Genomic DNA, 25,208 nt, shown 5'->3' with positions numbered 1-25,208 from the left:
GTGATCTAGTCGCGTGCCCTGCGTCGGAGAGTGCCCTTCAGGGGCACGGACAGGCTGAAGTCAGCCGGACCAACGCAGATATCGCGGCCAACAGAACCGGCACACCGGCTCTCGGGCGTCGCATGAGGTGCTGGAAGGAATGCATCTTGGCAGTCTCTAGCCAGAGCAAGTCAGCAGAAGCTATCACCAATAACTCCGTTCCCGGAGCCCCAAACCGCATTTCCTTCGCCAAGCTCCGCGAGCCTCTCGAGGTTCCGGGGCTGCTCGACGTGCAGACGGACTCCTTCGAATGGCTTATCGGGTCCGACCGGTGGCGGGAGACCGCCAAGGCGCGTGGCGACGCCAATCCGTCCGGCGGCCTCGAAGAGGTGCTGACCGAACTCTCACCGATCGAGGACTTCTCCGGCTCCATGTCGCTGTCGTTCTCCGACCCGCGCTTCGACGAGGTCAAGGCGCCGGTCGACGAGTGCAAAGACAAGGACATGACGTACGCGGCCCCGCTGTTCGTCACGGCCGAGTTCATCAACAACAACACCGGCGAGATCAAGAGCCAGACGGTGTTCATGGGTGACTTCCCGATGATGACGGAGAAGGGCACCTTCATCATCAACGGCACCGAGCGTGTCGTGGTGAGCCAGCTGGTCCGCTCGCCGGGTGTCTACTTCGACGACACCATCGACAAGTCCACCGAGAAGACGCTGCACAGCGTCAAGGTGATCCCCGGCCGCGGCGCGTGGCTGGAGTTCGACGTCGACAAGCGCGACACCGTCGGCGTCCGCATCGACCGCAAGCGCCGTCAGCCCGTCACCGTGCTGCTCAAGGCACTGGGCTGGACCAACGAGCAGATCACCGAGCGGTTCGGCTTCAGCGAGATCATGATGAGCACGCTGGAGAAGGACAACACCGCAGGCACCGACGAGGCGCTGCTCGACATCTACCGGAAGCTGCGCCCGGGCGAGCCGCCCACCAAGGAGTCCGCGCAGACCCTGCTGGAGAACCTGTTCTTCAAGGAGAAGCGCTACGACCTGGCCCGCGTCGGCCGCTACAAGGTCAACAAGAAGCTCGGGATCACGGCGAATCCGAGTGCGCCGTCGTCGACGACGCTGACCGAAGAAGACGTCGTCGCCACCATCGAGTACCTGGTCCGGCTGCACGAGGGCCAGACCACGATGACGGTGCCCGGTGGCGTCGAGGTGCCCGTCGAGGTCGACGACATCGACCACTTCGGCAACCGCAGGCTGCGCACCGTGGGCGAGCTGATCCAGAACCAGATCCGGGTCGGCCTGTCCCGCATGGAGCGTGTCGTCCGCGAGCGGATGACCACGCAGGACGTCGAGGCGATCACGCCGCAGACCCTGATCAACATCCGCCCGGTCGTGGCGGCGATCAAGGAGTTCTTCGGAACGTCGCAGCTGTCGCAGTTCATGGACCAGAACAACCCGCTGTCGGGTCTGACCCACAAGCGCCGCCTCTCGGCGCTGGGCCCGGGTGGTCTGTCCCGTGAGCGCGCCGGCCTCGAGGTCCGCGACGTGCACTCCAGCCACTACGGCCGGATGTGCCCGATCGAGACTCCTGAGGGTCCGAACATCGGCCTGATCGGTTCGCTGTCGGTGTACGCGCGGGTCAACCCGTTCGGCTTCATCGAGACGCCGTACCGCAAGGTCTCCGACGGTGTGGTCACCGACCAGATCGACTACCTGACCGCCGACGAGGAGGACCGCCACGTCGTGGCGCAGGCCAACTCGCCGACCGACGACGGCGGCCGCTTCACCGAGGAGCGCGTCCTGGTCCGCCGTAAGGGCGGCGAGGTCGAGTTCGTCTCGGCGACCGAGGTCGACTACATGGACGTCTCGCCGCGCCAGATGGTGTCGGTGGCCACGGCCATGATCCCGTTCCTCGAGCACGACGACGCCAACCGTGCCCTGATGGGTGCCAACATGCAGCGCCAGGCGGTTCCGCTGGTGCGCAGCGAGGCACCGCTGGTGGGCACCGGTATGGAGTTGCGTGCCGCCATCGATGCCGGCGACGTGGTCGTCAGCGAGAAGGCGGGCGTGGTCGAGGAGGTGTCGGCCGACTACATCACCGTGATGGCGGACGACGGCAGCCGCAAGACCTACCGGATGCGCAAGTTCGCGCGGTCCAACCACGGCACGTGCGCCAACCAGCGTCCGATCGTGGACGCCGGGCAGCGGGTCGAGTCCGGCCAGGTGGTCGCCGACGGTCCCTGCACCCAGAACGGTGAGATGGCGCTGGGCAAGAACCTGCTCGTCGCCGTCATGCCGTGGGAGGGCCACAACTACGAGGACGCGATCATCCTCTCGAACCGTCTGGTCGAAGAGGACGTGCTCACCTCGATTCACATCGAAGAGCACGAGATCGACGCCCGCGACACCAAGCTGGGCGCCGAGGAGATCACCCGGGACATCCCGAACGTCTCCGACGAGGTGCTGGCCGATCTCGACGAGCGCGGCATCGTCCGCATCGGCGCCGAGGTCCGTGACGGCGACATCCTGGTCGGCAAGGTCACGCCGAAGGGCGAGACCGAGCTGACCCCGGAGGAGCGGCTGCTCCGCGCGATCTTCGGTGAGAAGGCGCGCGAGGTCCGCGACACGTCGCTCAAGGTGCCGCACGGCGAGTCCGGCAAGGTCATCGGTATCCGCGTGTTCTCGCGCGAGGACGATGACGAGCTGCCCGCCGGCGTCAACGAGCTGGTCCGCGTCTACGTGGCCCAGAAGCGCAAGATCTCCGACGGCGACAAGCTCGCCGGACGCCACGGCAACAAGGGCGTCATCGGCAAGATCCTGCCGATCGAGGACATGCCGTTCCTCCCGGACGGCACGCCGGTCGACATCATCCTGAACACGCACGGTGTGCCGCGACGGATGAACATCGGCCAGATCCTCGAGACGCACCTTGGCTGGGTCGCCAAGGCGGGCTGGAACATCCAGGTCGCCGACGGCTCCGGCGGCACGGTGCCGGACTGGGCGAGCAAGTTGCCCGAGGAGCTGCACTCGGCTCCCGCGGACAGCATCGTCGCCACCCCGGTGTTCGACGGTGCCCGCGAGAACGAGCTCGAGGGTCTGCTGGCCTCGACGCTGCCCAACCGGGACGGCGACGTGATGGTCGACGGACAGGGCAAGGCCGTGCTGTACGACGGCCGCAGCGGCGAGCCGTTCCCGTATCCGGTCACGGTCGGCTACATGTACATCCTCAAGCTGCACCACCTCGTGGACGACAAGATCCACGCACGTTCCACCGGTCCGTACTCGATGATCACCCAGCAGCCGCTGGGTGGTAAGGCGCAGTTCGGTGGGCAGCGGTTCGGCGAGATGGAGTGCTGGGCCATGCAGGCCTACGGCGCGGCGTACACGCTGCAGGAGCTCTTGACCATCAAGTCCGACGACACCGTCGGCCGGGTCAAGGTCTACGAGGCGATCGTCAAGGGCGAGAACATCCCCGAGCCGGGCATTCCGGAGTCGTTCAAGGTGCTTCTCAAGGAACTGCAGTCGCTGTGCCTCAACGTCGAGGTGCTCTCCAGCGAGGGCACTGCGATCGAGATGCGCGACAGCGACGACGAGGATCTGGAACGCGCTGCGGCGAATCTGGGAATCAACCTGTCGCGCAACGAATCCGCCTCCGTCGAGGATCTCGCTTAACAGCTGGTCATTTTTTCTAGTCCCGAAAGGGGAAAGGGAGTTACGTGCTAGACGTCAACTTCTTCGATGAGCTCCGCATCGGCCTTGCCACCGCCGACGACATCCGTCAGTGGTCCTACGGCGAGGTCAAGAAGCCGGAGACCATCAACTACCGCACGCTGAAGCCTGAGAAGGACGGCCTGTTCTGCGAGAAGATCTTCGGACCTACTCGCGACTGGGAGTGCTACTGCGGTAAGTACAAGCGCGTCCGCTTCAAGGGCATCATCTGTGAGCGGTGCGGTGTCGAGGTGACCCGTGCCAAGGTGCGCCGTGAGCGGATGGGCCACATCGAGCTGGCCGCACCGGTCACGCACATCTGGTACTTCAAGGGCGTTCCGTCGCGCTTGGGCTACCTGCTGGACCTGGCCCCGAAGGATCTCGAGAAGATCATCTACTTCGCGGCCTACGTCATCACCGCGGTGGACACCGAGATGCGCCACAACGAGCTCTCGACGCTCGAGGCCGAGATGGTCGTCGAGAAGAAGTCCGTCGAGGATCAGCGTGACGCCGACCTGGAGGCCCGGGCGCAGAAGCTCGAAGCCGACCTGGCCGAGCTGGAGAAGGAAGGTGCCAAGTCCGACGTGCGCCGCAAGGTGCGCGACGGCGGCGAGCGCGAGATGCGTCAGCTGCGCGACCGGGCCCAGCGTGAGCTGGACCGGCTCGACGAGATCTGGACCACCTTCACCAAGCTGGCGCCCAAGCAGCTGATCGTCGACGAGAACCTCTACCGCGAGATCGTCGACCGCTACGGCGAGTACTTCCAGGGCGCCATGGGTGCGGAGTCGATCAAGAAGCTCATCGAGAACTTCGACATCGACGCCGAGGCCGACTCGCTGCGCGACACCATCAAGAACGGCAAGGGGCAGAAGAAGCTCCGCGCCCTCAAGCGGCTCAAGGTGGTGGCGGCGTTCCAGTCCAACCGGAACTCGCCGCTGGGCATGGTGCTCGACGCCGTCCCGGTGATCCCGCCGGAGCTGCGCCCGATGGTGCAGCTCGACGGTGGCCGCTTCGCCACCTCGGACCTCAACGACCTGTACCGCCGCGTGATCAACCGCAACAACCGGTTGAAGCGACTGATCGACCTCGGCGCCCCCGAGATCATCGTCAACAACGAGAAGCGGATGCTCCAGGAGTCGGTGGACGCGCTGTTCGACAACGGTCGGCGTGGCCGTCCGGTCACCGGGCCGGGCAACCGTCCGCTCAAGTCGCTGTCCGATCTGCTCAAGGGCAAGCAGGGCCGGTTCCGTCAGAACCTGCTCGGCAAGCGCGTCGACTACTCGGGCCGTTCGGTCATCGTGGTCGGCCCGCAGCTCAAGCTGCACCAGTGCGGTCTGCCGAAGCTGATGGCACTCGAGCTGTTCAAGCCGTTCGTGATGAAGCGTCTGGTCGACCTGAACCACGCGCAGAACATCAAGAGCGCCAAGCGCATGGTCGAGCGTCAGCGTCCCCAGGTGTGGGATGTCCTCGAAGAGGTCATCGGAGAGCACCCGGTGCTGCTGAACCGCGCACCGACGCTGCACCGCCTCGGTATCCAGGCCTTCGAGCCGCAGCTGGTGGAGGGCAAGGCCATCCAGCTGCACCCGCTGGTCTGTGAGGCGTTCAACGCCGACTTCGACGGCGACCAGATGGCCGTGCACCTTCCGCTGTCGGCGGAGGCGCAGGCCGAGGCCCGCATCCTGATGCTGTCCTCGAACAACATCCTGTCGCCTGCGTCGGGACGGCCGCTGGCCATGCCGCGTCTGGACATGGTGACCGGTCTGTACTTCCTGACCACCGAGATCCCCGGCGACACCGGCGAATACGTCGCGGCCGCCAAGGATCAGCCGGAGTTCGGTGTGTACAGCTCGCCGGCCGAGGCCATCATGGCGCTCGACCGTGGTGCGCTGAGCGTGCGGGCCAAGATCCGCGTCCGGCTGACGCAGCAGCGTCCGGCGGCCGAGGTCGAGGCCGAGCTGTTCGGCGACGCCGGGTGGAAGCCCGGTGACGCCTGGACGGCCGAGACCACGCTGGGCCGGGTGCTGTTCAACGAGCTGCTGCCGCTTGGCTATCCGTTCGTCAACGAGCAGATGCACAAGAAGGTCCAGGCCCGCATCGTCAACGATCTGGCCGAGCGCTACCCGATGATCGTGGTCGCGCAGACCGTCGACAAGCTCAAGGACGCCGGCTTCTACTGGGCCACCCGTTCGGGTGTCACCGTGTCGATGGCCGACGTGCTGGTCCCGCCGCAGAAGGCCGAGATCCTCGACCGGTACGAGAAGGAAGCCGACGGGATCGAGAAGAAGTACCAGCGCGGCGCGCTCAACCCCGAGGAGCGGCGCGAATCGCTGGTGCGCATCTGGCAGGAGGCCACCGATGAGGTGGGTAAGGCGCTGGAGGAGCACTATCCAGACGACAACCCCATCACGCTGCTGCCCAAGTCGGGTGCCACCGGCAACATGACGCAGGTGCGCAACCTGGCCGGCATGAAGGGTCTGGTGACCAACCCGAAGGGTGAGTTCATCCCGCGTCCGATCAAGTCCTCGTTCCGCGAGGGCCTGACGGTGCTGGAGTACTTCATCAACACCCACGGCGCCCGTAAGGGTCTGGCGGACACCGCTCTTCGTACCGCTGACTCGGGTTACCTGACCCGTCGTCTGGTGGACGTGAGCCAGGACGTCATCGTGCGTGAGGAGGACTGCGGCACGGAGCGTGGCATCAACGTCACGATCGCCGAGCGGCTGGCCGACGGCTCGCTGGTGCGCGACGCGCACGTCGAGACCAGTGCCTTCGCACGGACGCTGGCGACCGACGCGGTCGACGAGAACGGCAACGTGGTCGTCGAGCGTGGGCACGATCTGGGCGATCCGGCGATCGACGCGCTGCTCGCGGCGGGCATCACCGACGTCAAGGTCCGCTCCGTGCTGACCTGTGGCACCGGCACCGGTGTGTGTGCGACCTGCTACGGCCGCTCCATGGCCACCGGCAAGCTGGTGGACATCGGCGAGGCCGTCGGCATCGTGGCCGCGCAATCCATCGGTGAGCCCGGCACGCAGCTGACGATGCGCACGTTCCACCAGGGTGGTGTCGGTGGCGACATCACCGGTGGTCTGCCGCGTGTCCAGGAGCTGTTCGAGGCCCGCGTGCCGCGCAACAAGGCGCCGATCGCGGACGTCACCGGCCGGGTGCAGCTCGAGGAGACCGACAAGTTCTACAAGATCACGGTCGTGCCGGACGACGGCAGCGAGGAAGTGGTCTACGAGAAGTTGCCGCGTCGCCAGCGCCTGCGGGTGTTCAAGCACGAGGACGGCTCCGAGCGTCCGCTGTCCGACGGCGACCACGTCGAGGTCGGCCAGCAGCTGATGGAGGGTTCGGCCGATCCGCACGAGGTGCTTCGTGTCGAAGGCCCGCGTGCGGTGCAGGTCCACCTCGTCAACGAGGTGCAGGAGGTGTACCGCGCACAGGGTGTGTCGATCCACGACAAGCACATCGAGGTGATCGTGCGCCAGATGCTGCGTCGCGTGACCATCATCGACTCGGGAGCCACGGAGTTCCTGCCCGGTTCGCTCACCGAGCGTGCCGAGTTCGAGTCGGCGAACCGTCGGGTGGTGGCCGAGGGCGCTGAGCCCGCGGCGGGCCGTCCGGTGCTGATGGGTATCACGAAGGCATCGCTGGCCACGGACTCGTGGCTGTCGGCGGCGTCGTTCCAGGAGACCACCCGCGTGCTGACCGATGCGGCGATCAACTGCCGCAGCGACAAGCTGCAGGGTCTGAAGGAGAACGTGATCATCGGCAAGCTGATCCCGGCGGGTACCGGCATCAACCGGTACCGCAACATCCAGGTTCAGCCGACCGAGGAGGCGCGGGCTGCCGCGTACACGATCCCGTCCTACGAGGATCAGTACTACAGCCCGGACTTCGGCCAGGCCACCGGCGCCGCGGTGCCGCTGGACGATTACGGATACAGCGACTACCGGTAGGACTACCGCTAGTTCCACACGGAGAAGCCCCCGCCATCGGCGGGGGCTTTTTCGTGTGCGTGTCCGGCCCCGGATCGGCGGCGACGCGGTGACACTCGACGGTATGCGGACCACGTCGCGCGGATTCGGGATCCACTACACGGTGACCGGCGACGGGCCGCCGATGATGCTCGTGGCGGGGACGATGATGGCGGCCCGGCACTGGGCGGACACCGGTTACGTGGACGCGGTGGCAGGCAGCCGGCGGGTGATCAACGTCGACCCGCTCGGACACGGCGGCAGCGACCGGCCACACGATCCTGACGCCTACCGAGCGGACGGCGTGACGGCGGATCTGGTCGCGGTGCTGGACGCCGAAGGCATCGAGCGGGCCACGGTCTGGGGGTATTCGCGCGGCGGCTGGCTGGCCTGCAGCATGGCGAGCCGCCATCCCCAACGGGTGGAGCAGCTGGTGGTCGGCGGATTCGCGATGCACGCCTACCGGGACGAGGTCGCCCGCACGCTGACCCCGCTGGCGCAGAACCTGCGCGTGGGCGACTGGGCCGCGGTGTGGCAGGCCTTCGGGGTGTCCGACACCGCCTTCGCGGCGATGATGGAGGCGGACAACGACCCGCAGGCGGTCGCGGCGGCGGTCACGGGATCGATGGCGCCTACCCGCTACGTCGACCCTGCGTCGGTCACCTGTCCGGCGATCTATTACGTAGGGTCGCGGGATTGGATCGTGCCGAACGTGCGCGCCGACGTCGACGCGCTGGGCGCGACGCTCGACGAGATCCCGGGGCAGACGCACCTGAGCGCGTTCTACGGCGCGGCGGAGCAGGTGCTGTCGGCGGTGACGGCACGGCTCGGCTAGGGCGCGGGGCGGCCGTCGACGGCGACGCCGGCCTCCTCCTCGTACGGCTTGACCACGGTGGTGAAATCGGAATCCGGTCCTTGCTGTGACAGCACCGTTTCCCACACCGCGCGCACGGCGCCGGCGATGGGTGTCGCAATGCTGAGCGCCTCGGCCTCGTCGAGGTACAGCCGGATGTCCTTGACCATGAGCCCCGTCGCGAACCCGTAGTCGAAGGTCCGGGGCAGTACCGCGCGCGGGAACTTGTCGCGGCTGGCATGGGTGCCGCCGGAGCCGGCGTTCAACACGTCGATCATCACGTGGGGATCCAGCCCGGCCTTCACCCCCATCACCATCACCTCCGCAGTGGCGGCCAGCGTCGTCGCCGCCATGAGGTTGTTGACCAGCTTCATGGTCTGAGCTGCGCCGGGCGTGGCTCCGACGAAGATGGGCCGGCCGAACGATTCCAACACCGGAGCCACGATGTCGAACTGGTCGCGCGGCCCCGACACCATGACGGCCAGCGCTCCTCTCTCGGCACCGGCCACACCACCACTGACCGGACCGTCGAGAGCAGCGATGTTCTTCTGCGCGAGCAGGTCGTGGTTGACCTCGGCGACCTCGCTTCCGACGGTCGACAGGTCCACGAAGCGGCGGACCCGTGCGCCGTCGACCACGCGAGCCGCCACTTCCCGGGAGACGGCCGGGGTCGGCAGGCTGGCCAGCATCGTTTCGGCGCGATCGGCGACATCGGTGACCGACGTGGCCGCGACGGCACCGATGGCGACCGCCCGGTCGACGGCGTCGACTCGTGTGTCGTAAGCGATCACCCGGTGGCCCGCGCCGAGGATGCGGGCACAGATCGGAAAGCCCATGTTGCCCAAGCCGACGAATCCGACGTCCACGGTCGGCTATGCGCTTTCGGCGTCGAGTTCGGCGAACGCCTCACGGGCGATCCGGAAGCTGTCCATCGCGGCCGGGACGCCCGCGTAGATGCCCACCTGCATGAGCACCTCGCGGATCTCTTCGCGGGTGACGCCGTTGGTGAGCGCGCCCTTCACGTGGGTGCGCAACTCCTGAGGCCGGTTGAGCACGGAGATCATCGCGATGTTCAGCATGCTGCGCGTCTTGGGCGACAGACCGTCGCGACCCCATACCGCGCCCCAGCAGTACTCGGTGACGAGATCTTGCATGGGCTTGCTGAATTCGTCGGCGCCGGCCGTGGCTTTCTGCACGTAGGCCTCACCGAGCACGGCCGTGCGGATCTCCAGTCCACGGTCATAGGTCTGCTGGTCCATGTCTCCTCCATCGCGTCGCCTCATCGGACGGTATCCCGGCGCCGCGGCGGCGTCGGACCCCGCGCCTAGACTGGCCACCGTGCTTATCGGTTCCCATGTCCACGGTGACGATCCCCTCGCAGACGCTCAGGCCGACGGCGCCGACGCGGTGCAGTTCTTTCTCGGCAACCCGCAGAGCTGGAAGAAGCCGAAGCCGCGCGAGGACGCCGACGTGCTCAAGGCGTCCAGCATTCCGCTGTACGTGCACGCGCCGTACCTGATCAACGTGGCATCGGCGAACAATCGGGTGCGAATCCCGTCGCGCAAGATCCTGCAGGACACCTGCGACGCGGCCGCCGAGATCAACGCGACTGCGGTCATCGTGCACGGTGGCCACGCCGACGACAACGACATGGAGGCCGGCTTCGAGCGCTGGGCCAAGGCGCTGGACTACCTCGAGACCGACGTCGCGGTGTACCTGGAGAACACCGCGGGCGGCGATCACGCGATGGCCCGCCACTTCGACACCATCGCCCGGCTGTGGGACCGGATCGGCGACAAGGGCATCGGCTTCTGTCTCGACACCTGCCACGCCTGGGCCGCCGGCGAGGCCCTGATCGACGCCGTCGACCGGATCAAGGCCATCACCGGCCACATCGACCTGGTGCACTGCAACGACTCGCGCGACGCCGCGGGCTCGGGTGCCGACCGGCACGCCAATTTCGGCACCGGCCAGATCGACCCGCAACTGCTGGCCGCGGTGGTCAAGGCCGCTGACGCACCGGTGATCTGCGAAACCTCCGACGAGGGCCGCAAGGACGACATCGCGTTCCTGCGCGAACACGTCGGCTGAATCACACTTCGGTGAGCGAACCCGTCTCGAACGCCGGGTGGCGCGAAGGTTAACTAGGCTGTCGCCGGGAATCCGACCGGCGTCAGAAAGGCCTATGTGACCGCGACCGACCAGTCGTCGATTGCGCTGACGCACGTCGACGACGACTCCGCCGACACGCGCGTGCGGCGACTCCGGTTCCTGCGGTGGACCGCGATCGCCGCATGGGCCGCCGTCGTGGTGTACCGCACGGTCACCGACGGACTGGCGTTCAACCGGGAACTGCTGCTGCTCTACATCGCCACCGGTCTGCTCGCGGCGAGCATCGGCCAGGGCAGAAAGATGCTCTACGTCCTGCGCGACTGGCTGCCGTTCGCGCTGCTGTTGCTCGCCTACGACCTCAGCCGCGGCGCGGCCACCCTGATCGGTCGCCCCACACTCTGGCACTGGCAGGCCGATATGGACCGCTGGCTGTTCTTCGGGACGATGCCGACGGTGTGGCTGCAGGAGCGGCTCAAACTGCCGCAGCCGCCCTGGTGGGAGGTGGTCATCAGCAGCGTCTACATGTCGTTCTTCATCCTGCCGTACGTCGTGGCAGGGGCCCTGTGGCTGCGCAACCGCGACGAGTGGAAGGGCTTCGTCCGGCTGTTCGTCGGACTCAACGTGGCGGCGCTGGTCATCTACGCGCTGCTTCCAGCCGCACCACCGTGGGCGGCCGCCAGGTGCACGGCGACCGATGTGGAAGGCGGCCCGTCCGGCCCGCGGTGCATGTTCCGGTCCGCCCGCGGTGTGCCCGACGGCGGCGTCCTCGGTGCGATGCAGGACAGCCAGGACGGCGCCAACCAGTGGGTCGAACGCATCGTCGGACGCGGCTGGGGGAAGCTGAATCTGCATTCGGCCACCGCGCTTCTCGACCAGGGACAGGCCAGCGTCAACCTGGTGGCGGCGATCCCGTCACTGCACGCCGGCATGTCCGCGGCGCTGGCCTACTTCCTGTGGCGTCGCGTTCACCGCGCGTGGCGGCCCGTGCTGGTGGCCTATCCGCTCATCATGGCGTTCACGCTGGTGTACACCGCCGAGCACTACGTGGTGGACATCCTGCTCGGCTGGCTGTTCGCGGCGCTGATCGTCGTCGGCCTGAACCGGTATGACGCGCGGCGGGCCGCACGCGAGATGAATTCGTCGCCGAAGGGGTAGCCGACTACCCGCGATCATCTGCCGCGCCGAAAATACGCTCCCTGCATACCGTTCGACACCACAGGGGGAGCACATCATGACCATCACGGCGACAGTTCTACGCATCGGCGACCGGGGCGAGGACGTCCGGCAGATGCAGGCGCGATTCAACCGCGATTACCCGGCGTATTCGAAACTCTCCACGGACGGCGACTTCGGCCCGAAGACCGAAGCCGTGGTGCGCGAGTTCGAGCGCCGGTCCGGGCTGGACGACGACGGCGTCGCCGGCCCCGAGGTGCTGATCCGGCTGGGCCTCACGCTGCGCAACGGCGAGGACAAGACGTGCGGCGACGGGCTGTTCGTCAGCCCGAGCACCTCGTGTGAGTTCGCCGCCAACGTGCGGGCGGCGTGGTTCAGTGCGCCGTTCGTCGAAGGCGAGATCCAGGCCTTCAGTCCGGCGACGCACCAGACGTACACCATGGCGTGCGTGCAGTCCCGCGACGGCGTCATCACCTGCCGCGGCGGAAACAACGCCGTCGTCTCGTTCCTGCCGTGACGCGATGACCGCTATCTCGACTCTGCCGATCCCGGCGCCGGACATCGCGGTGCTGCGGCCGGTTGGCGGCCCGGTCCGGGTCAGCTGGCGGGAGGGCACGCTGACCAGGGCCTACGAACTCGAGACGCTGTGCGATTGGATGATGCTGAACTCCGCGGGGCCGGTCGAAGGACTGCTCGCCGAGGCCATCAAGTGTCATCTGCGCGCGGCGCGCGACGCCGCGGAGGGCAAACCGCCCGACGACGGCAAGCGGTGGCGGCCGCGTCGCAACGGACCCTTGCTCGAGCGGGCGATGAGCAACCTCGACGCGGCGGAGGCGCAGTTGCTCAACCTCGCGCCGGCGAGCTACGTCGCCGGCCAGATGCCGTCGCTGCTGCGGCACGTGCAACGCCATCTCCGGTCGACCGACCCGGGCCGTCGGGAGGTCGAGCGGATCGCCGAGCAGTTGAGCGCCTCCCGTGCCGACGGCGGGAAGGACCGGCCCGAGCCGTTCAGCGAGGACCGCAACAAGATCGTCACCACGGTCCGGGCGGCCAGTTCCGAGGCGCTGCGAGAAGATCTGCGGCTGCGCAGTTTCCGCAACATCGTGGTCGTCACGACGGTGCTGCTGACGCTGCTGGCGATCGGGGTCGCCGTCATCGGGGTCTTCGCCCAGAACCTGATCCCGCTGTGCTTCTCGCCCGAGGAGACCAACGAGGTCACGGTGGTGTGTCCCACCAATCAGTCGCCACCGTTCACCGCGCAGAAGCCGGGTGTGCCCGACGGCGAGGACATCGACGTCATGGTGGCGAGAACCACCACCCGCTGGGACCTGATCGTCGTCGAACTCATCGGTCTGACGGCCGCCGCGATCGCGTCCGCGGCCGCGATCAGCCGGGTGAAGGGCTCGTCCGAGCGGTACGGCATCCCGGTGGCGCTGGCGGCGCTCAAGCTGCCGACCGGCGCGCTCACCGCGTTCCTCGGCCTGCTGCTGATGCGGGGGCAGTTCGTCCCGGGGCTCAACGCACTCGACACGTCCGCGCAGATCCTGGCGTGGGGGTTGGTGTTCGGGTACGCGCAGCAGATCTTCACCCGGCTCATCGACCAGCAGGGCCAGTCGGTGCTCAACAGTGTGCGGTCGGCCGACCAGCCCGCGAAGGCGCAGGGCCGCGGCACGTGAGTCTGTTACGGCTATTGTGCGACTGTCGTGAAACTGTAATATCGAGCCATGGCAGACACACACGTCGTCACCAACCAGGTGCCGCCCCTGCTCGACCACAATCCCGCCGATGCGCCGGTGCTCCAGGAGGCGCTGATCCGCGAGGGCGGCGAGTGGGGTGTCGACGAGGTGACCGAACTCGGCGCGCTCTCGGGCAGCGTCCGGGCGCAGCGCTGGGGTGAGCTGGCCGACCGCCACCGCCCGGTGCTGCACACTCACGACCGCCACGGCCACCGGGTCGACGAGGTCGAGTACGACCCGGCCTACCACGAGCTGATGACCGTCGCGGTCGGCCACGGGCTGCACGCCGCGCCCTGGGCCGACGACCGCCCCGGTGCACACGTGGTGCGCGCGGCGAAGACCTCGGTGTGGACGCCCGAACCCGGCCACATCTGCCCGATCTCGATGACCTACGCCGTGGTGCCCGCCCTGCGGTTCAATCAGGAGCTGGCCGCGGTCTACGAGCCGCTGCTGACCAGCCGGGTCTACGACCCCGAGCTCACACTGCCGACCGCCAAGGCCGGCATCACCGCGGGCATGTCGATGACCGAGAAGCAGGGCGGCTCCGACGTGCGTGCCGGCACCACCGAGGCGACGCCCAACGGTGACGGCACGTACGCGCTGCGCGGCCACAAGTGGTTCACCTCGGCGCCGATGTGCGACGTCTTCCTGGTGCTGGCCCAGGCCCCTGGCGGGTTGTCCTGCTTCTTCCTGCCGCGGATCCTGCCCGACGGCTCCCGCAACCGGATGTTCCTGCAACGGCTCAAGGACAAGCTCGGCAACCACGCCAACGCCTCGAGCGAGGTCGAGTACGACGGTGCGACCGCCTGGCTGGTGGGCGAGGAGGGCCGCGGCGTGCCCACCATCATCGAGATGGTGAACCTGACGCGGCTCGACTGCACGCTGGGCAGCGCCACCAGCATGCGCACCGGCCTGACCCGCGCCATCCACCACGCCCAGCACCGGAAGGCGTTCGGCGCGTACCTGATCGACCAGCCACTGATGCGCAACGTGCTCGCCGACCTGGCTGTCGAGGCCGAGGCCGCGACCATGCTGGCCATGCGGATGGCCGGGGCCACCGATCACGCGGTGCGTGGCGATCAGCGCGAGACGCTGCTGCGGCGTATCGGTCTGGCCGCCGCGAAGTACTGGGTGTGCAAGCGCGCGACCCCGCACGCCGCGGAGGCGATGGAGTGCCTCGGCGGCAACGGCTACGTCGAGGAATCCGGTATGCCGCGGCTCTACCGCGAGGCGCCGCTGATGGGCATCTGGGAGGGCTCGGGCAACGTCAGCGCACTGGACACGTTGCGCGCCATGGCGACCCGGCCCGAGAGCGTCGAGGTGCTGTTCGACGAACTCGCCCGCACCGCAGGTCACGACCCGCGTCTGGACCGGCACGTCGCCGCGGTGCAGCAGGACCTCGGTGATCTCGAGAGCATCCAGTACCGCGGCCGCAAGGTCACCGAGGACATCGCGCTGGCGCTCCAGGGCGCGCTGCTGGTCCGGCACGGCCATCCCGCGGTGGCCGAGGCGTTCCTCGCCAGCAGACTCGGCGGACAGTGGGGCGGCGCCTTCGGCACCCTGCCCACCGGACTGGATCTCGCGCCGATCCTCGAGCGTGCGATGGTCAAGTCCGCATGACGCACGCGATCAGACCCGTCGACTTCGACAACCTGAAGACGATGACCTACGAGGTGACCGGACGGGTCGCCCGCATCACCTTCAACCGTCCCGAGAAGGGCAACGCGATCGTCGCGGACACCCCGCTCGAACTCTCCGCACTCGTCGAGCGGGCCGACCTCGACCCCGCCGTGCACGTGATCCTGGTGTCCGGTCGGGGCGAAGGCTTCTGCGCCGGTTTCGATCTCAGCGCGTACGCCGAGGGGTCGTCGTCGGCCGGTGGCGGCAGCCCGTACCGCGACACGGTGCTCTCGGGCAAGACGCAGGCCGTCAACCACCTGCCGGACCAGCCCTGGGACCCGATGGTCGACTACCAGATGATGAGCCGTTTCGTCCGCGGGTTCGCCAGCCTGCTGCACTGCGACAAGCCGACCGTGGTGAAGATCCACGGCTACTGCGTGGCGGGCGGCACCGACATCGCGCTGCACGCCGACCAGGTGATCACCGCGTCCGACGCCAAGATCGGCTACCCGCCCACCCGGGTGTGGGGCGTCCCGGCCGCCGGCATGTGGGCGCACCGCCTCGGCGATCAGCGCGCCAAACGCCTTCTGCTGACCGGGGACTGCATCACCGGCGCCCAGGCCGCCGAGTGGGGCCTCGCCGTCGAGGCGCCCGATCCGCAGGATCTCGACGAGCGCACCGAACGGCTCGTCGAGCGGATCGCCGCGGTCCCGGTCAACCAACTCATCATGGTCAAGCTCGCGATGAACAGCGCACTGCTGCAACAGGGGATCGCCACCAGCAGGATGGTCAGCACGGTGTTCGACGGCATCGCCCGGCACACCCCTGAGGGTCACGCTTTCGTCGCCGATGCCCGCGACAACGGATTTCGCGAGGCGGTCCGCCACCGCGACGAACCGTTCGGCGACCACGGACGCAAGGCCTCCGGGGTGTGACCGTGCCGGACGGCCTGTCCCGGATGACGGCCCGGTCGGTGGTGCTCAGCGTGCTGCTGGGCGCCCACCCGGCCTGGGCCACCGCGGCCGAACTCGTCCGGCTCACTGCCGATTTCGACATCCGCGAAGCCACGGTGCGGGTCGCGCTCACCCGGATGGTGACGGCGGGCGACCTGGTGCGCTCAGAGGACGGCTACCGGCTGTCGGACCGGCTGCTGGCCCGGCAGCGCCGCCAGGACGCCGCGATCGACCCGCGGTTGCGAGCGTGGGACGGCGCATGGACCACACTGGTGGTGACGAGTGTCGGCACCGACGCCCGCACCCGCGCCGCGTTGCGGAACACGCTGCACGACAATCGGTTCGGCGAGCTACGCGAAGGCGTTTGGCTCCGTCCCGCCAACCTCGACGCCGACCTGCCCGCCGAGGTCCGGGACCGCACCCGCGTGCTGCATGCCCGTGACGACGACTCCGGTGGCCTTGCGGCGCTGCTGTGGGACCTGCCCGCCTGGTCGGCGACTGGGCGGCGGCTGGTCGACGAGATCGATTCGGCGGTCGACGTGCCCGCCCGGTTCGTGGCGGCCGCAGCGATCGTGCGGCATCTGCTCACCGATCCGGTGCTGCCCGAGGAACTGCTGCCCGCGGGCTGGCCAGGCCCCTCGCTGAGGGCGGCCTACCGGGAATTCGCCGCCGAACTCGCCGCGCGGCGTGACGACGCCGGGGTGACGTCGCAATGAACGAAGCAACGCCGAACTGACGGAGGAACCATGACAGCACCGGTACGGGTCGAACGCAACGGCCCGGTCACCACTGTGATCATCGACCGGCCGAAGGCGCGCAATGCCGTCAACCGGCCCACTGCCGAGGCGCTGTTCGCGGCCTTCGACGAATTCGATCGCGACGACTCCGCCGCGGTCGCGGTGCTCTGCGGCGACAACGGAACATTCTGTGCGGGCGCCGATCTCAAGGCCTTCGGCACTCCGGACGCCAATCCCGTGCACCGCACCGGACCGGGGCCGATGGGGCCGACCCGGATGGAGCTGAGCAAGCCGGTGATCGCGGCGGTCAGCGGTCACGCCGTCGCGGGCGGCCTCGAACTCGCGCTGTGGTGCGACCTGCGGGTGGTCGAACAGGATGCCGTGATGGGCGTGTTCTGCCGGCGCTGGGGAGTGCCGCTGATCGACGGCGGCACCGTCCGGCTGCCCCGGCTGATCGGCCACAGCCGGGCGATGGACCTCATCCTCACGGGGCGTGCCGTCGACGCCGACGAGGCGTACGCGATCGGACTCGCCAACCGGGTGGTGCCGACCGGCGAGGGGCGCAGGACGGCCGAGGAACTGGCGGCCGAACTCGCGGCGCTGCCACAGCAGTGCATGCGCTCGGATCGGCTCTCGGCGCTGCACCAGTGGGGCGTATCAGAGCCCGCTGCAATCGATTTCGAGTTCGCCAGCATCTCCCGGGTGAAACACGAGGCGCTGGAGGGCGCCAGCCGGTTCGCCGCGGGCGCCGGGCGCCACGGCGCGGGCGCCTGAGCAGCCGCGAGGAGACCGGACCCGGGGTCAGCCCTTGTCGATCTTGTTGTTCGATCCGGTGTCGTTGATCTTCGGATCGCCGTCTTTGTAGGTGATCGTGTTGTTCAGCCCGACGACGCTGAGCTCCTTGTCGACCCGGTCGAAGTTGATCGTGTTGTCGGTGCCGCCGATGTTGACGTTCGAGCAGTTGCCCTTCACCGTCAGGGTGTTGTTCGACCCGCCGACGTTGAGCGATTTCCCGTCCGCACAGTCGACGTCGGCGGTGGTGCCGATCGAGCCGTAGTTGATGGTGTTGCCGATCTCGACCTGTGCGCCCGAACTGCCCGCCGTCGCCGTCGGGGTGGTGGTGTCCGAGCTCTCCGAACCGCAGCCGGCCAGTCCGAGTGCCGCCGCAACGGCGACGGTGGCCAGCGTCGGCCCGGTGAGATACGCGCGCATGAGTCCTCGCTTCATCCGTCGAAGGTGATGGAGAGTGTCAGGCAGGCACGCGGCTGAGGCGGTTGGTCATCCCCAGTTCCCGCCCGCGGTCCCAGAGCACCGGCTCCCCGTTCTTGAAGAACACCGTCTGGTCCCAGCCGTAGACGGTGATGTCGTTGACGACGTTGTCGGCGACCACGATGTTGCCCGAACCCTGCACGGTCACCGCCCAGCAGGTGCCCAGCGCGGTGATCTTGTGGCCGAAGCCCATCACGTGCAGCGTCGAGTCGTTGCAGTCCAGTGTCCGCTCGACGCCTATCCCGTTGATGTGGGTGTCGCCGTTCTTGGCCTGTGCGACGCCGCCTCCGGCCGCCACCGCGAGCGGGATCACGACCAGGCATGACGCCAGAACCCGGCCCACCGCGACTGCTCCCACGCCCGTCCCCTTCGCTCGACACCACCGCTGTCCGAACCCCCGATTGGGGAAGCGTACGTCGCACCCCGTGGTTCGCGGCAGTGCTTCGCCGCTTCGGTGCGACCGGGCGGCCGCGGCAGGAGTCGCGTGCGGCGTCTGCGCTGGGTAGCGTGTTGGTGCGATGCGACGGCGTGTCAATCCTGTTGTGGCGGCGACGGCTGCGGCGGTCACCGCGATGACGGTTGCCGCCGGGTGCGCCCAGACCGTCTCGGGCTCTGCCGAGCGGGCCCAGCCCGGCGTGCCAGACCCCGACCGCAGCTACGGCTACGTCGAGGACCGGTGCGGACTGCTGCTGGACACGTCCATCCAGGAGACCCTCGGCGCCGAGAACGTGTCGCGGCCCTACAGCGGCGCGGTGTGCCAGTACGTGCTGTCCCGCGGCTCGGCGATGGTGGACGTCACCTACTCGTGGTTCGAGACCGGCACGCTGGACCGCGAGCGGCAGGTGGCCGAGCAGCGCGACGCGGAGATCACCGACGTGCTGGTGGAACGGCACCAGGCGTTCCTGGCGCGCCGCGACATCACCGGTGCGGCGTGCTCCGCGACCGCGGCCGCGGGCACCGGTGTCCTGAGCTGGTGGGTGCAGTTGCGCGACCAGACCGATGGCGACCCCTGCGGGGATGCACAGAAACTCCTGACGGCCACGCTGTCGTCGGACATGTGAGACGGCCATGAAACCGATCTCCGAGCTGTGGGCGGTACCGGCGGTCATCGCGGTGCTCAGCGCAGCCGTGCTGACCGGCTGCGGGGCGGAGGAGCAGGCCGAGCCGCCCGCAGCGCCCCCGACGTCGGTCGACGGCGGCTTTCGCGGCGGTGCGTGCAACGGCGTCACCGACGCCGACGTGACCGAGGCCACCGGGGCGTCGCTGTTCACCAAGGTGGTCGAGGGCGATGCCGGCTGCTTCTGGCAGGAGAACTCGCTGATCGGCACGTTCGGCGCCGGCATGGGCATCTCCACCTGGTGGTACCGAGGCAGCGACATGGACATCGAGCGCACCCTCGAACAGCGCGCCGGCCGCACCCTGACCGAACTGACACTCGACGGCAACAAGGGCTTCCGGGCCGCGGACGACAACGCCTGCAGCATCTACGTCGCCAAGGGCAGGGACGTCATCACGTGGTCGATCCAGACCATGAACCCGGCCACGCTGCCCGATCTGTGCGAGATCACCGAGCGACTCGCCGAGCTCAGCCAGCAGCGGGTCAACTGACCAGTCGAAACTAGAGGTGTTAGTTTCGCGCTGCCCCCTTTTGCGGGGCCGCACGCGAGCCGGAGGGAATTCCGCAGATGGCAGGTCGGCCGGAACCGCAATCGGCGGGCGGCCGATCGCGCCCGCCGGCCCGCACCGCGCGGCTGAGCCGCGACGCGATCGTCAACGCGGCGCTGACGTTCCTCGACCGTGACGGCTGGGACTCGCTGACCATCAACGCGCTCGCCACCCAGCTCGGCACCAAGGGCCCGTCGCTGTACAACCACGTGCACAGCCTCGACGACCTGCGGCGCACGGTCCGGATGCGGGTCGTCGGCGACATCATCGACATGCTCAACACCGTCGGTCAGGGCCGCACGCGCGACGACGCCGTGATGGCGATGGCGAGTTCCTACCGGAGCTACGCCCATCACCATCCCGGCCGGTACTCGGCGTTCACCCGGATGCCGCTCGGCGGCGACGACCCGGAGTTCACCGAGGCGACCAGGGCGGCGGCCGCTCCGGTGATCGAGGTGCTGGCGTCCTACGGCCTCGAAGGCGAGGACGCGTTCTACGCCGCACTGGAGTTCTGGTCGGCGATGCACGGGTTCGTACTGTTGGAGATGACGGGCGTCATGCGCGGCATCGACACCGACACCGTGTTCACCGACATGGTGCTGCGGCTGGCCTCCGGAATGGAGCTCCGCTCCGGGGTGGGCGCTGACCTGCGGTAAGGCCGCGGCGTTCGCGCAGATCCGGCTCTCGCGGGGGCTCCGGACACGTTTTGGTTCGGCGCGGGCCACCCTGGTATCGTGGGAGACCGTGCCTGGCCCATAGAGGCGCATGCGGTGTCCGCATGCCCGCACGCCGGGCCAATTCGCATGTCTAACACGCATCGGAATCCCACCGGTGCGAGCGCGTGCGACACGCCCGGTCGCGGGGTGGGCGGACGCGGCGAAACTGCAGTACAGAGACTTGAAACCGAAGTATCGAGAACGAACCGAGAACGAACACAGGAAGCCGGTACATGCCAACCATCAACCAGCTGGTCCGCAAGGGTCGCCGCGACAAGATCGCCAAGGTCAAGACCGCGGCCCTCAAGGGCAGCCCGCAGCGCCGCGGCGTGTGCACCCGCGTGTACACGACCACCCCGAAGAAGCCGAACTCGGCGCTTCGGAAGGTCGCGCGCGTCAAGCTGACCAGCGCGGTCGAGGTCACCGCCTATATCCCGGGCGAGGGCCACAACCTGCAGGAGCACTCGATGGTGCTGGTGCGCGGCGGTCGTGTGAAGGACCTGCCCGGTGTGCGTTACAAGATCATCCGCGGCTCGCTCGACACCCAGGGCGTGAAGAACCGCAAGCAGGCCCGCAGCCGTTACGGCGCCAAGAAGGAGAAGAGCTGATGCCACGCAAGGGACCCGCGCCCAAGCGTCCGTTGGTCAACGACCCGGTCTACGGGTCGCAGCTGGTCACCCAGCTGGTCAACAAGGTGCTGCTGGACGGGAAGAAATCGCTGGCAGAACGCATTGTTTATGGTGCGCTCGAACAGGCCCGCGACAAGACCGGCACCGACCCCGTGGTCACCCTCAAGCGGGCGATGGACAACGTCAAGCCCGCACTCGAGGTCCGCAGCCGTCGCGTCGGTGGCGCCACCTACCAGGTGCCCGTCGAGGTCCGGCCGGAGCGGTCCGTCACCCTCGCGCTGCGCTGGCTGGTCAGCTTCTCGAAGCAGCGTCGTGAGAAGACCATGGTCGAGCGCCTGGCGAACGAGATCCTCGACGCCAGCAACGGCCTGGGTGCCGCCGTCAAGCGGCGGGAAGACACCCACAAGATGGCCGAGGCGAACCGGGCCTTCGCGCACTACCGCTGGTGACCTAACGCGCCGGCGGCACACCGGAGCCGCCCCCGGGCGGCAGCGTTGCGGTCCGGCGCACTGAACAGACACCCACCACGCAAGCGAAAGAGATGACTTCTGTGGCACAGAAGGACGTGTTGACCGACCTGACCAAGGTCCGCAACATCGGCATCATGGCGCACATCGACGCCGGTAAGACGACGACGACCGAGCGCATCCTCTACTACACCGGTATCAGCTACAAGATCGGTGAGGTGCACGACGGCGCCGCCACCATGGACTGGATGGAGCAGGAACAGGAGCGGGGGATCACGATCACCTCCGCGGCCACCACCTGCTTCTGGAAAGACAACCAGATCAACATCATCGACACCCCCGGGCACGTCGACTTCACCGTCGAGGTGGAGCGCAGCCTGCGCGTGCTCGACGGTGCCGTGGCCGTGTTCGACGGCAAGGAGGGCGTCGAGCCCCAGTCCGAGCAGGTCTGGCGGCAGGCCGACAAGTACGACGTCCCCCGCATCTGCTTCGTCAACAAGATGGACAAGATCGGCGCGGACTTCTACTTCTCGGTCAAGACCATGGAGGACCGTCTCGGCGCCAACGTGATCCCGATCCAGATCCCGATCGGCTCCGAGGGCGAGTTCGAGGGCGTCGTCGACCTGGTCGAGATGAACGCGAAGGTCTGGCGGGGCGAGACCAAGCTCGGTGAGACCTACGAGACCATTGACATCCCCGCCGATCTCCAGGAGCGGGCCGACGAGTACCGCACCAAGCTGCTCGAGGCCGTCGCCGAGACCGACGAGGCGCTGCTCGAGAAGTACTTCGGTGGCGAGGAACTGTCCATCGAGGAGGTCAAGGGTGCGCTGCGCAAGCTGACCATCAGCTCGCAGGCCTACCTGGTGCTGTGCGGCAGCGCGTTCAAGAACAAGGGCGTGCAGCCCATGCTCGACGCGGTCATCGACTACCTGCCGTCGCCGCTCGACGTCCCGCCTGCCGTCGGCCATGCGCCCGGCAAGGAGGACGAGGAGATCGTCCGCAAGCCGTCCACCGAGGAGCCGTTCTCCGGGCTGGCCTTCAAGGTCGCCACGCACCCGTTCTTCGGCAAGCTGACCTACGTCCGGGTGTACTCGGGCAAGGTCGACTCCGGCTCGCAGGTCATCAACGCGACCAAGGGCAAGAAGGAGCGGCTGGGCAAGCTGTTCCAGATGCACTCCAACAAGGAGAACCCGGTCGAGACGGCGTCCGCGGGGCACATCTACGCGGTGATCGGCCTCAAGGACACCACCACCGGTGACACCCTGAGCGACTCGAATCACCAGGTCGTGCTCGAGTCGATGACCTTCCCCGATCCCGTGATCGAGGTGGCCATCGAGCCCAAGACCAAGAGCGACCAGGAGAAGCTGGGCACCGCGATCCAGAAGCTGGCCGAAGAGGATCCGACCTTCAAGGTGCACCTGGACCAGGAGACCGGCCAGACCGTCATCGGCGGCATGGGCGAGCTCCACCTCGACATCCTGGTCGACCGGATGAAGCGCGAGTTCAAGGTCGAGGCCAACGTCGGCAAGCCGCAGGTGGCCTACAAGGAGACCATCAAGCGCGCGGTCGACAAGGTCGAGTTCACCCACAAGAAGCAGACGGGTGGCTCCGGTCAGTTCGCGAAGGTGCTCATCTCCATCGAGCCGTTCACCGGCGAGGACGGTGCCACCTACGAGTTCGAGAACAAGGTCACCGGTGGCCGCATCCCCCGCGAGTACATCCCCTCGGTGGACGCGGGTGCGCAGGACGCCATGCAGTACGGCGTGCTCGCCGGCTATCCGCTGGTCAACCTCAAGGTGACGCTGCTCGACGGCGCCTACCATGAGGTGGACTCGTCGGAAATGGCCTTCAAGGTCGCCGGTTCGCAGGTGCTCAAGAAGGCCGCGCAGGCCGCGCAGCCTACGATTCTCGAGCCGATCATGGCGGTCGAGGTCACCACGCCCGAGGACTACATGGGTGAGGTGATCGGCGACTTGAACTCCCGCCGTGGTCAGATCCAGGCCATGGAGGAGCGGTCCGGTGCCCGCGTCGTGAAGGCGCAGGTGCCTCTGTCGGAGATGTTCGGCTATGTCGGCGACCTGCGGTCGAAGACCCAGGGCCGGGCGAACTACTCCATGGTGTTCGACTCGTACGCCGAGGTTCCGGCGAACGTGTCGAAGGAGATCATCGCGAAGGCGACGGGTCAGTAACCCCCGTTTTCTTCTCGGACCACAACTGAAGAAACCAACCTGCTTTAACCAAAGCACCAACAAGTCCAGGAGGACACAGAAGTGGCGAAGGCGAAGTTCGAGCGGACGAAGCCGCACGTCAACATCGGGACCATCGGTCACGTTGACCACGGCAAGACGACGCTTACTGCAGCAATCACCAAGGTTCTGCACGACAAGTATCCCGATTTGAACGAGTCGCGCGCATTCGACCAGATCGACAATGCGCCTGAAGAGCGGCAGCGCGGTATCACGATCAACATCTCCCACGTGGAGTACCAGACCGAGAAGCGCCACTACGCGCACGTGGACGCACCCGGCCACGCGGACTACATCAAGAACATGATCACCGGTGCCGCCCAGATGGACGGCGCGATCCTGGTGGTCGCCGCGACCGACGGTCCGATGCCGCAGACGCGTGAGCACGTGCTGCTGGCCCGCCAGGTCGGCGTGCCCTACATCCTGGTCGCCCTGAACAAGGCCGACGCCGTCGACGACGAGGAGCTCATCGAGCTCGTCGAGATGGAGGTCCGCGAGCTGCTGGCCGCGCAGGACTTCGACGAGGACGCTCCGGTGGTCCGCGTCTCGGCGCTCAAGGCGCTCGAGGGCGACGAGAAGTGGGTCGAGTCGATCGTCGAGCTGATGGCGGCCGTCGACGAGTCCATCCCGGACCCGGTCCGCGAGACCGAGAAGCCGTTCCTGATGCCCGTCGAGGACGTCTTCACGATCACCGGCCGCGGCACCGTGGTCACCGGTCGTGTGGAGCGCGGCGTGGTCAACGTGAACGAGGAAGTGGAGATCGTCGGCATCAAGACGACCACCACCAAGACCACGGTCACCGGTGTGGAGATGTTCCGCAAGCTGCTCGACCAGGGTCAGGCCGGTGACAACGTCGGTCTGCTGCTGCGCGGCATCAAGCGTGAGGACGTCGAGCGCGGCCAGGTCGTCGTGAAGCCCGGCACCACCACGCCGCACACCGACTTCGAGGGCCAGGTCTACATCCTGTCCAAGGACGAGGGTGGCCGGCACACGCCGTTCTTCAACAACTACCGTCCGCAGTTCTACTTCCGGACCACGGACGTGACCGGTGTGGTGACCCTTCCCGAGGGCACCGAGATGGTGATGCCCGGTGACAACACCGACATCAGCGTCAAGCTGATCCAGCCGGTCGCCATGGACGACGGTCTGCGCTTCGCGATCCGTGAGGGTGGCCGCACCGTCGGCGCCGGCCGGGTCACCAAGATCATCAAGTAGGTCCGCCTACCGACGATCTGAAGCCTCTGAGCGGCGCTCACCCGAAAGGGTGGGCGCCGCTTTGCTTTCGCCCCACCTGTAACACGCCCGCGCGTCCGGCGATATACCTCGCAGTGGCCGCCGCGACGGCCGGGAAGGGTCGGGGTTT

The 25,208-nt window shown here is 67.7% G+C and carries 22 protein-coding genes; 18 read left to right on the top strand and 4 right to left on the bottom strand.

The genetic code is table 11. The features are described 5' to 3' along the window. Nucleotides 1-122 precede the first annotated feature (122 nt). The 3 genes from AB0K11_RS04970 to AB0K11_RS04960 all read left to right on the top strand — a co-directional run bounded on the left by AB0K11_RS04970 (nucleotide 123) and on the right by AB0K11_RS04960 (nucleotide 8,504). Nucleotides 123-3,656 carry a DNA-directed RNA polymerase subunit beta gene (locus AB0K11_RS04970; RefSeq protein ID WP_364972856.1) on the top strand — a complete coding sequence of 1,178 codons (3,534 nt, stop codon included), beginning with the start codon at nucleotides 123-125 and terminating at the stop codon, nucleotides 3,654-3,656. 44 nt (nucleotides 3,657-3,700) lie between these two features. After that, nucleotides 3,701-7,651 (top strand): DNA-directed RNA polymerase subunit beta', encoded by a 3,951-nt coding sequence (locus tag AB0K11_RS04965; RefSeq protein ID WP_364972854.1) that lies wholly within the window; start codon nucleotides 3,701-3,703, stop codon nucleotides 7,649-7,651. A gap of 103 nt (nucleotides 7,652-7,754) precedes the next feature. Further along, entirely contained in the window at nucleotides 7,755-8,504 is a 750-nt protein-coding gene (locus AB0K11_RS04960) for an alpha/beta hydrolase (RefSeq protein ID WP_364972852.1), read from the top strand. Here the strand turns inward: AB0K11_RS04960 and AB0K11_RS04955 are convergent. After that, nucleotides 8,501-9,388 (bottom strand): NAD(P)-dependent oxidoreductase, encoded by an 888-nt coding sequence (locus tag AB0K11_RS04955; RefSeq protein ID WP_364972849.1) that lies wholly within the window; start codon nucleotides 9,386-9,388, stop codon nucleotides 8,501-8,503. The two genes, AB0K11_RS04960 and AB0K11_RS04955, sit on opposite strands and share 4 nt — an antisense overlap. Before the next feature lie 6 nt (nucleotides 9,389-9,394). Continuing rightward, entirely contained in the window at nucleotides 9,395-9,781 is a 387-nt protein-coding gene (locus tag AB0K11_RS04950) for a carboxymuconolactone decarboxylase family protein (protein ID WP_364972846.1), read from the bottom strand. Nucleotides 9,782-9,860: 79 nt separating this feature from the next. On the opposite strand from AB0K11_RS04950, the gene AB0K11_RS04945 reads away from it, so the two are divergent. From AB0K11_RS04945 to AB0K11_RS04910, 8 genes are all read left to right on the top strand, one after another. Next, entirely contained in the window at nucleotides 9,861-10,613 is a 753-nt protein-coding gene (locus tag AB0K11_RS04945; protein ID WP_364972843.1) for a deoxyribonuclease IV, read from the top strand. Between the two features lie 96 nt (nucleotides 10,614-10,709). Further along, nucleotides 10,710-11,789, top strand: coding sequence for a phosphatase PAP2 family protein (locus tag AB0K11_RS04940; RefSeq protein WP_364972841.1), 1,080 nt, complete (start codon nucleotides 10,710-10,712; stop codon nucleotides 11,787-11,789). 76 nt (nucleotides 11,790-11,865) lie between these two features. After that, on the top strand, nucleotides 11,866-12,324 hold the full coding sequence (locus AB0K11_RS04935; RefSeq protein ID WP_364972838.1) for a peptidoglycan-binding domain-containing protein: 459 nt from the start codon (nucleotides 11,866-11,868) through the stop codon (nucleotides 12,322-12,324). A gap of 4 nt (nucleotides 12,325-12,328) precedes the next feature. Further along, nucleotides 12,329-13,483 carry a hypothetical protein gene (locus AB0K11_RS04930; protein ID WP_364972836.1) on the top strand — a complete coding sequence of 385 codons (1,155 nt, stop codon included), beginning with the start codon at nucleotides 12,329-12,331 and terminating at the stop codon, nucleotides 13,481-13,483. Between the two features lie 48 nt (nucleotides 13,484-13,531). After that, on the top strand, nucleotides 13,532-15,163 hold the full coding sequence (locus AB0K11_RS04925) for an acyl-CoA dehydrogenase family protein (RefSeq protein ID WP_364972834.1): 1,632 nt from the start codon (nucleotides 13,532-13,534) through the stop codon (nucleotides 15,161-15,163). Next, nucleotides 15,160-16,098 (top strand): crotonase/enoyl-CoA hydratase family protein, encoded by a 939-nt coding sequence (locus tag AB0K11_RS04920; RefSeq protein ID WP_364972832.1) that lies wholly within the window; start codon nucleotides 15,160-15,162, stop codon nucleotides 16,096-16,098. Before AB0K11_RS04925 ends, AB0K11_RS04920 begins: the two co-directional genes overlap by 4 nt. Nucleotides 16,099-16,121: 23 nt before the next feature. Then, nucleotides 16,122-16,832: a PaaX family transcriptional regulator C-terminal domain-containing protein gene (locus tag AB0K11_RS04915; RefSeq protein ID WP_364973740.1), complete on the top strand. Its 711-nt coding sequence runs from the start codon at nucleotides 16,122-16,124 to the stop codon at nucleotides 16,830-16,832. Between the two features lie 30 nt (nucleotides 16,833-16,862). Next, nucleotides 16,863-17,627, top strand: coding sequence for a crotonase/enoyl-CoA hydratase family protein (locus AB0K11_RS04910; RefSeq protein WP_364972830.1), 765 nt, complete (start codon nucleotides 16,863-16,865; stop codon nucleotides 17,625-17,627). A 27-nt stretch (nucleotides 17,628-17,654) separates the two neighbouring features. Here the strand turns inward: AB0K11_RS04910 and AB0K11_RS04905 are convergent, their stop codons facing one another. Together AB0K11_RS04905 and AB0K11_RS04900 are read right to left on the bottom strand one after the other, a co-directional pair. Next, a complete protein-coding gene (locus AB0K11_RS04905) occupies nucleotides 17,655-18,080 on the bottom strand; it encodes a DUF3060 domain-containing protein (protein ID WP_364972828.1) in 426 nt (141 codons plus the stop codon). A 22-nt stretch (nucleotides 18,081-18,102) separates the two neighbouring features. Then, on the bottom strand, nucleotides 18,103-18,480 hold the full coding sequence (locus AB0K11_RS04900) for a DUF3060 domain-containing protein (RefSeq protein ID WP_364972826.1): 378 nt from the start codon (nucleotides 18,478-18,480) through the stop codon (nucleotides 18,103-18,105). Between the two features lie 160 nt (nucleotides 18,481-18,640). Between AB0K11_RS04900 and AB0K11_RS04895 the strand changes: the two genes are divergently transcribed. From AB0K11_RS04895 to tuf, 7 genes are all read left to right on the top strand, one after another. Then, the gene (locus AB0K11_RS04895) at nucleotides 18,641-19,183 is read left to right on the top strand and encodes a DUF3558 domain-containing protein (RefSeq protein ID WP_364972824.1); all 543 of its coding nucleotides are present in this window, start codon (nucleotides 18,641-18,643) and stop codon (nucleotides 19,181-19,183) included. Between the two features lie 7 nt (nucleotides 19,184-19,190). Continuing rightward, complete coding sequence (locus AB0K11_RS04890; protein ID WP_364972821.1) at nucleotides 19,191-19,730, top strand: DUF3558 domain-containing protein; 540 nt, start codon at nucleotides 19,191-19,193, stop codon at nucleotides 19,728-19,730. A gap of 77 nt (nucleotides 19,731-19,807) precedes the next feature. Then, a complete protein-coding gene (locus tag AB0K11_RS04885; RefSeq protein ID WP_364972819.1) occupies nucleotides 19,808-20,443 on the top strand; it encodes a WHG domain-containing protein in 636 nt (211 codons plus the stop codon). 293 nt (nucleotides 20,444-20,736) lie between these two features. Next, complete coding sequence (gene rpsL / locus AB0K11_RS04880; RefSeq protein ID WP_135126427.1) at nucleotides 20,737-21,111, top strand: 30S ribosomal protein S12; 375 nt, start codon at nucleotides 20,737-20,739, stop codon at nucleotides 21,109-21,111. After that, the gene (rpsG, locus tag AB0K11_RS04875) at nucleotides 21,111-21,581 is read left to right on the top strand and encodes a 30S ribosomal protein S7 (RefSeq protein WP_077077601.1); all 471 of its coding nucleotides are present in this window, start codon (nucleotides 21,111-21,113) and stop codon (nucleotides 21,579-21,581) included. The genes rpsL and rpsG overlap by 1 nt, the downstream gene beginning before the upstream one ends. A gap of 101 nt (nucleotides 21,582-21,682) precedes the next feature. Next, on the top strand, nucleotides 21,683-23,788 hold the full coding sequence (gene fusA / locus AB0K11_RS04870; protein WP_364972815.1) for an elongation factor G: 2,106 nt from the start codon (nucleotides 21,683-21,685) through the stop codon (nucleotides 23,786-23,788). A gap of 81 nt (nucleotides 23,789-23,869) precedes the next feature. Further along, complete coding sequence (gene tuf, locus AB0K11_RS04865) at nucleotides 23,870-25,060, top strand: elongation factor Tu (RefSeq protein WP_264011645.1); 1,191 nt, start codon at nucleotides 23,870-23,872, stop codon at nucleotides 25,058-25,060. The last annotated feature ends 148 nt before the right edge of the window (nucleotides 25,061-25,208 follow it).

It is taken from the genome of Mycobacterium sp. NPDC050551 (genome assembly GCF_040674075.1).
In the GTDB taxonomy this organism is placed as follows: Bacteria; Actinomycetota; Actinomycetes; order Mycobacteriales; family Mycobacteriaceae; genus Mycobacterium.
Note: the sequence above shows the minus strand (reverse complement) of the source record. Positions and strands in the feature narration are given on the sequence as shown.

Bases quoted from the DNA above. Each gene is read 5' to 3' on its own strand.
- AB0K11_RS04970 (WP_364972856.1), top strand. From the start codon at position 123: ATGAGGTGCTGGAAGGAATGCATCTTGGCAGTCTCTAGCCAGAGCAAG.
- AB0K11_RS04960 (WP_364972852.1), top strand. From the start codon at position 7,755: ATGCGGACCACGTCGCGCGGATTCGGGATCCACTACACGGTGACCGGC.
- AB0K11_RS04950 (WP_364972846.1), bottom strand. From the start codon at position 9,781: ATGGACCAGCAGACCTATGACCGTGGACTGGAGATCCGCACGGCCGTG.
- AB0K11_RS04935 (WP_364972838.1), top strand. From the start codon at position 11,866: ATGACCATCACGGCGACAGTTCTACGCATCGGCGACCGGGGCGAGGAC.
- AB0K11_RS04930 (WP_364972836.1), top strand. From the start codon at position 12,329: ATGACCGCTATCTCGACTCTGCCGATCCCGGCGCCGGACATCGCGGTG.
- AB0K11_RS04925 (WP_364972834.1), top strand. From the start codon at position 13,532: ATGGCAGACACACACGTCGTCACCAACCAGGTGCCGCCCCTGCTCGAC.
- AB0K11_RS04920 (WP_364972832.1), top strand. From the start codon at position 15,160: ATGACGCACGCGATCAGACCCGTCGACTTCGACAACCTGAAGACGATG.
- AB0K11_RS04915 (WP_364973740.1), top strand. From the start codon at position 16,122: ATGACGGCCCGGTCGGTGGTGCTCAGCGTGCTGCTGGGCGCCCACCCG.
- AB0K11_RS04910 (WP_364972830.1), top strand. From the start codon at position 16,863: ATGACAGCACCGGTACGGGTCGAACGCAACGGCCCGGTCACCACTGTG.
- AB0K11_RS04905 (WP_364972828.1), bottom strand. From the start codon at position 18,080: ATGAAGCGAGGACTCATGCGCGCGTATCTCACCGGGCCGACGCTGGCC.
- AB0K11_RS04895 (WP_364972824.1), top strand. From the start codon at position 18,641: ATGCGACGGCGTGTCAATCCTGTTGTGGCGGCGACGGCTGCGGCGGTC.
- AB0K11_RS04890 (WP_364972821.1), top strand. From the start codon at position 19,191: ATGAAACCGATCTCCGAGCTGTGGGCGGTACCGGCGGTCATCGCGGTG.
- AB0K11_RS04885 (WP_364972819.1), top strand. From the start codon at position 19,808: ATGGCAGGTCGGCCGGAACCGCAATCGGCGGGCGGCCGATCGCGCCCG.
- rpsL (WP_135126427.1), top strand. From the start codon at position 20,737: ATGCCAACCATCAACCAGCTGGTCCGCAAGGGTCGCCGCGACAAGATC.
- rpsG (WP_077077601.1), top strand. From the start codon at position 21,111: ATGCCACGCAAGGGACCCGCGCCCAAGCGTCCGTTGGTCAACGACCCG.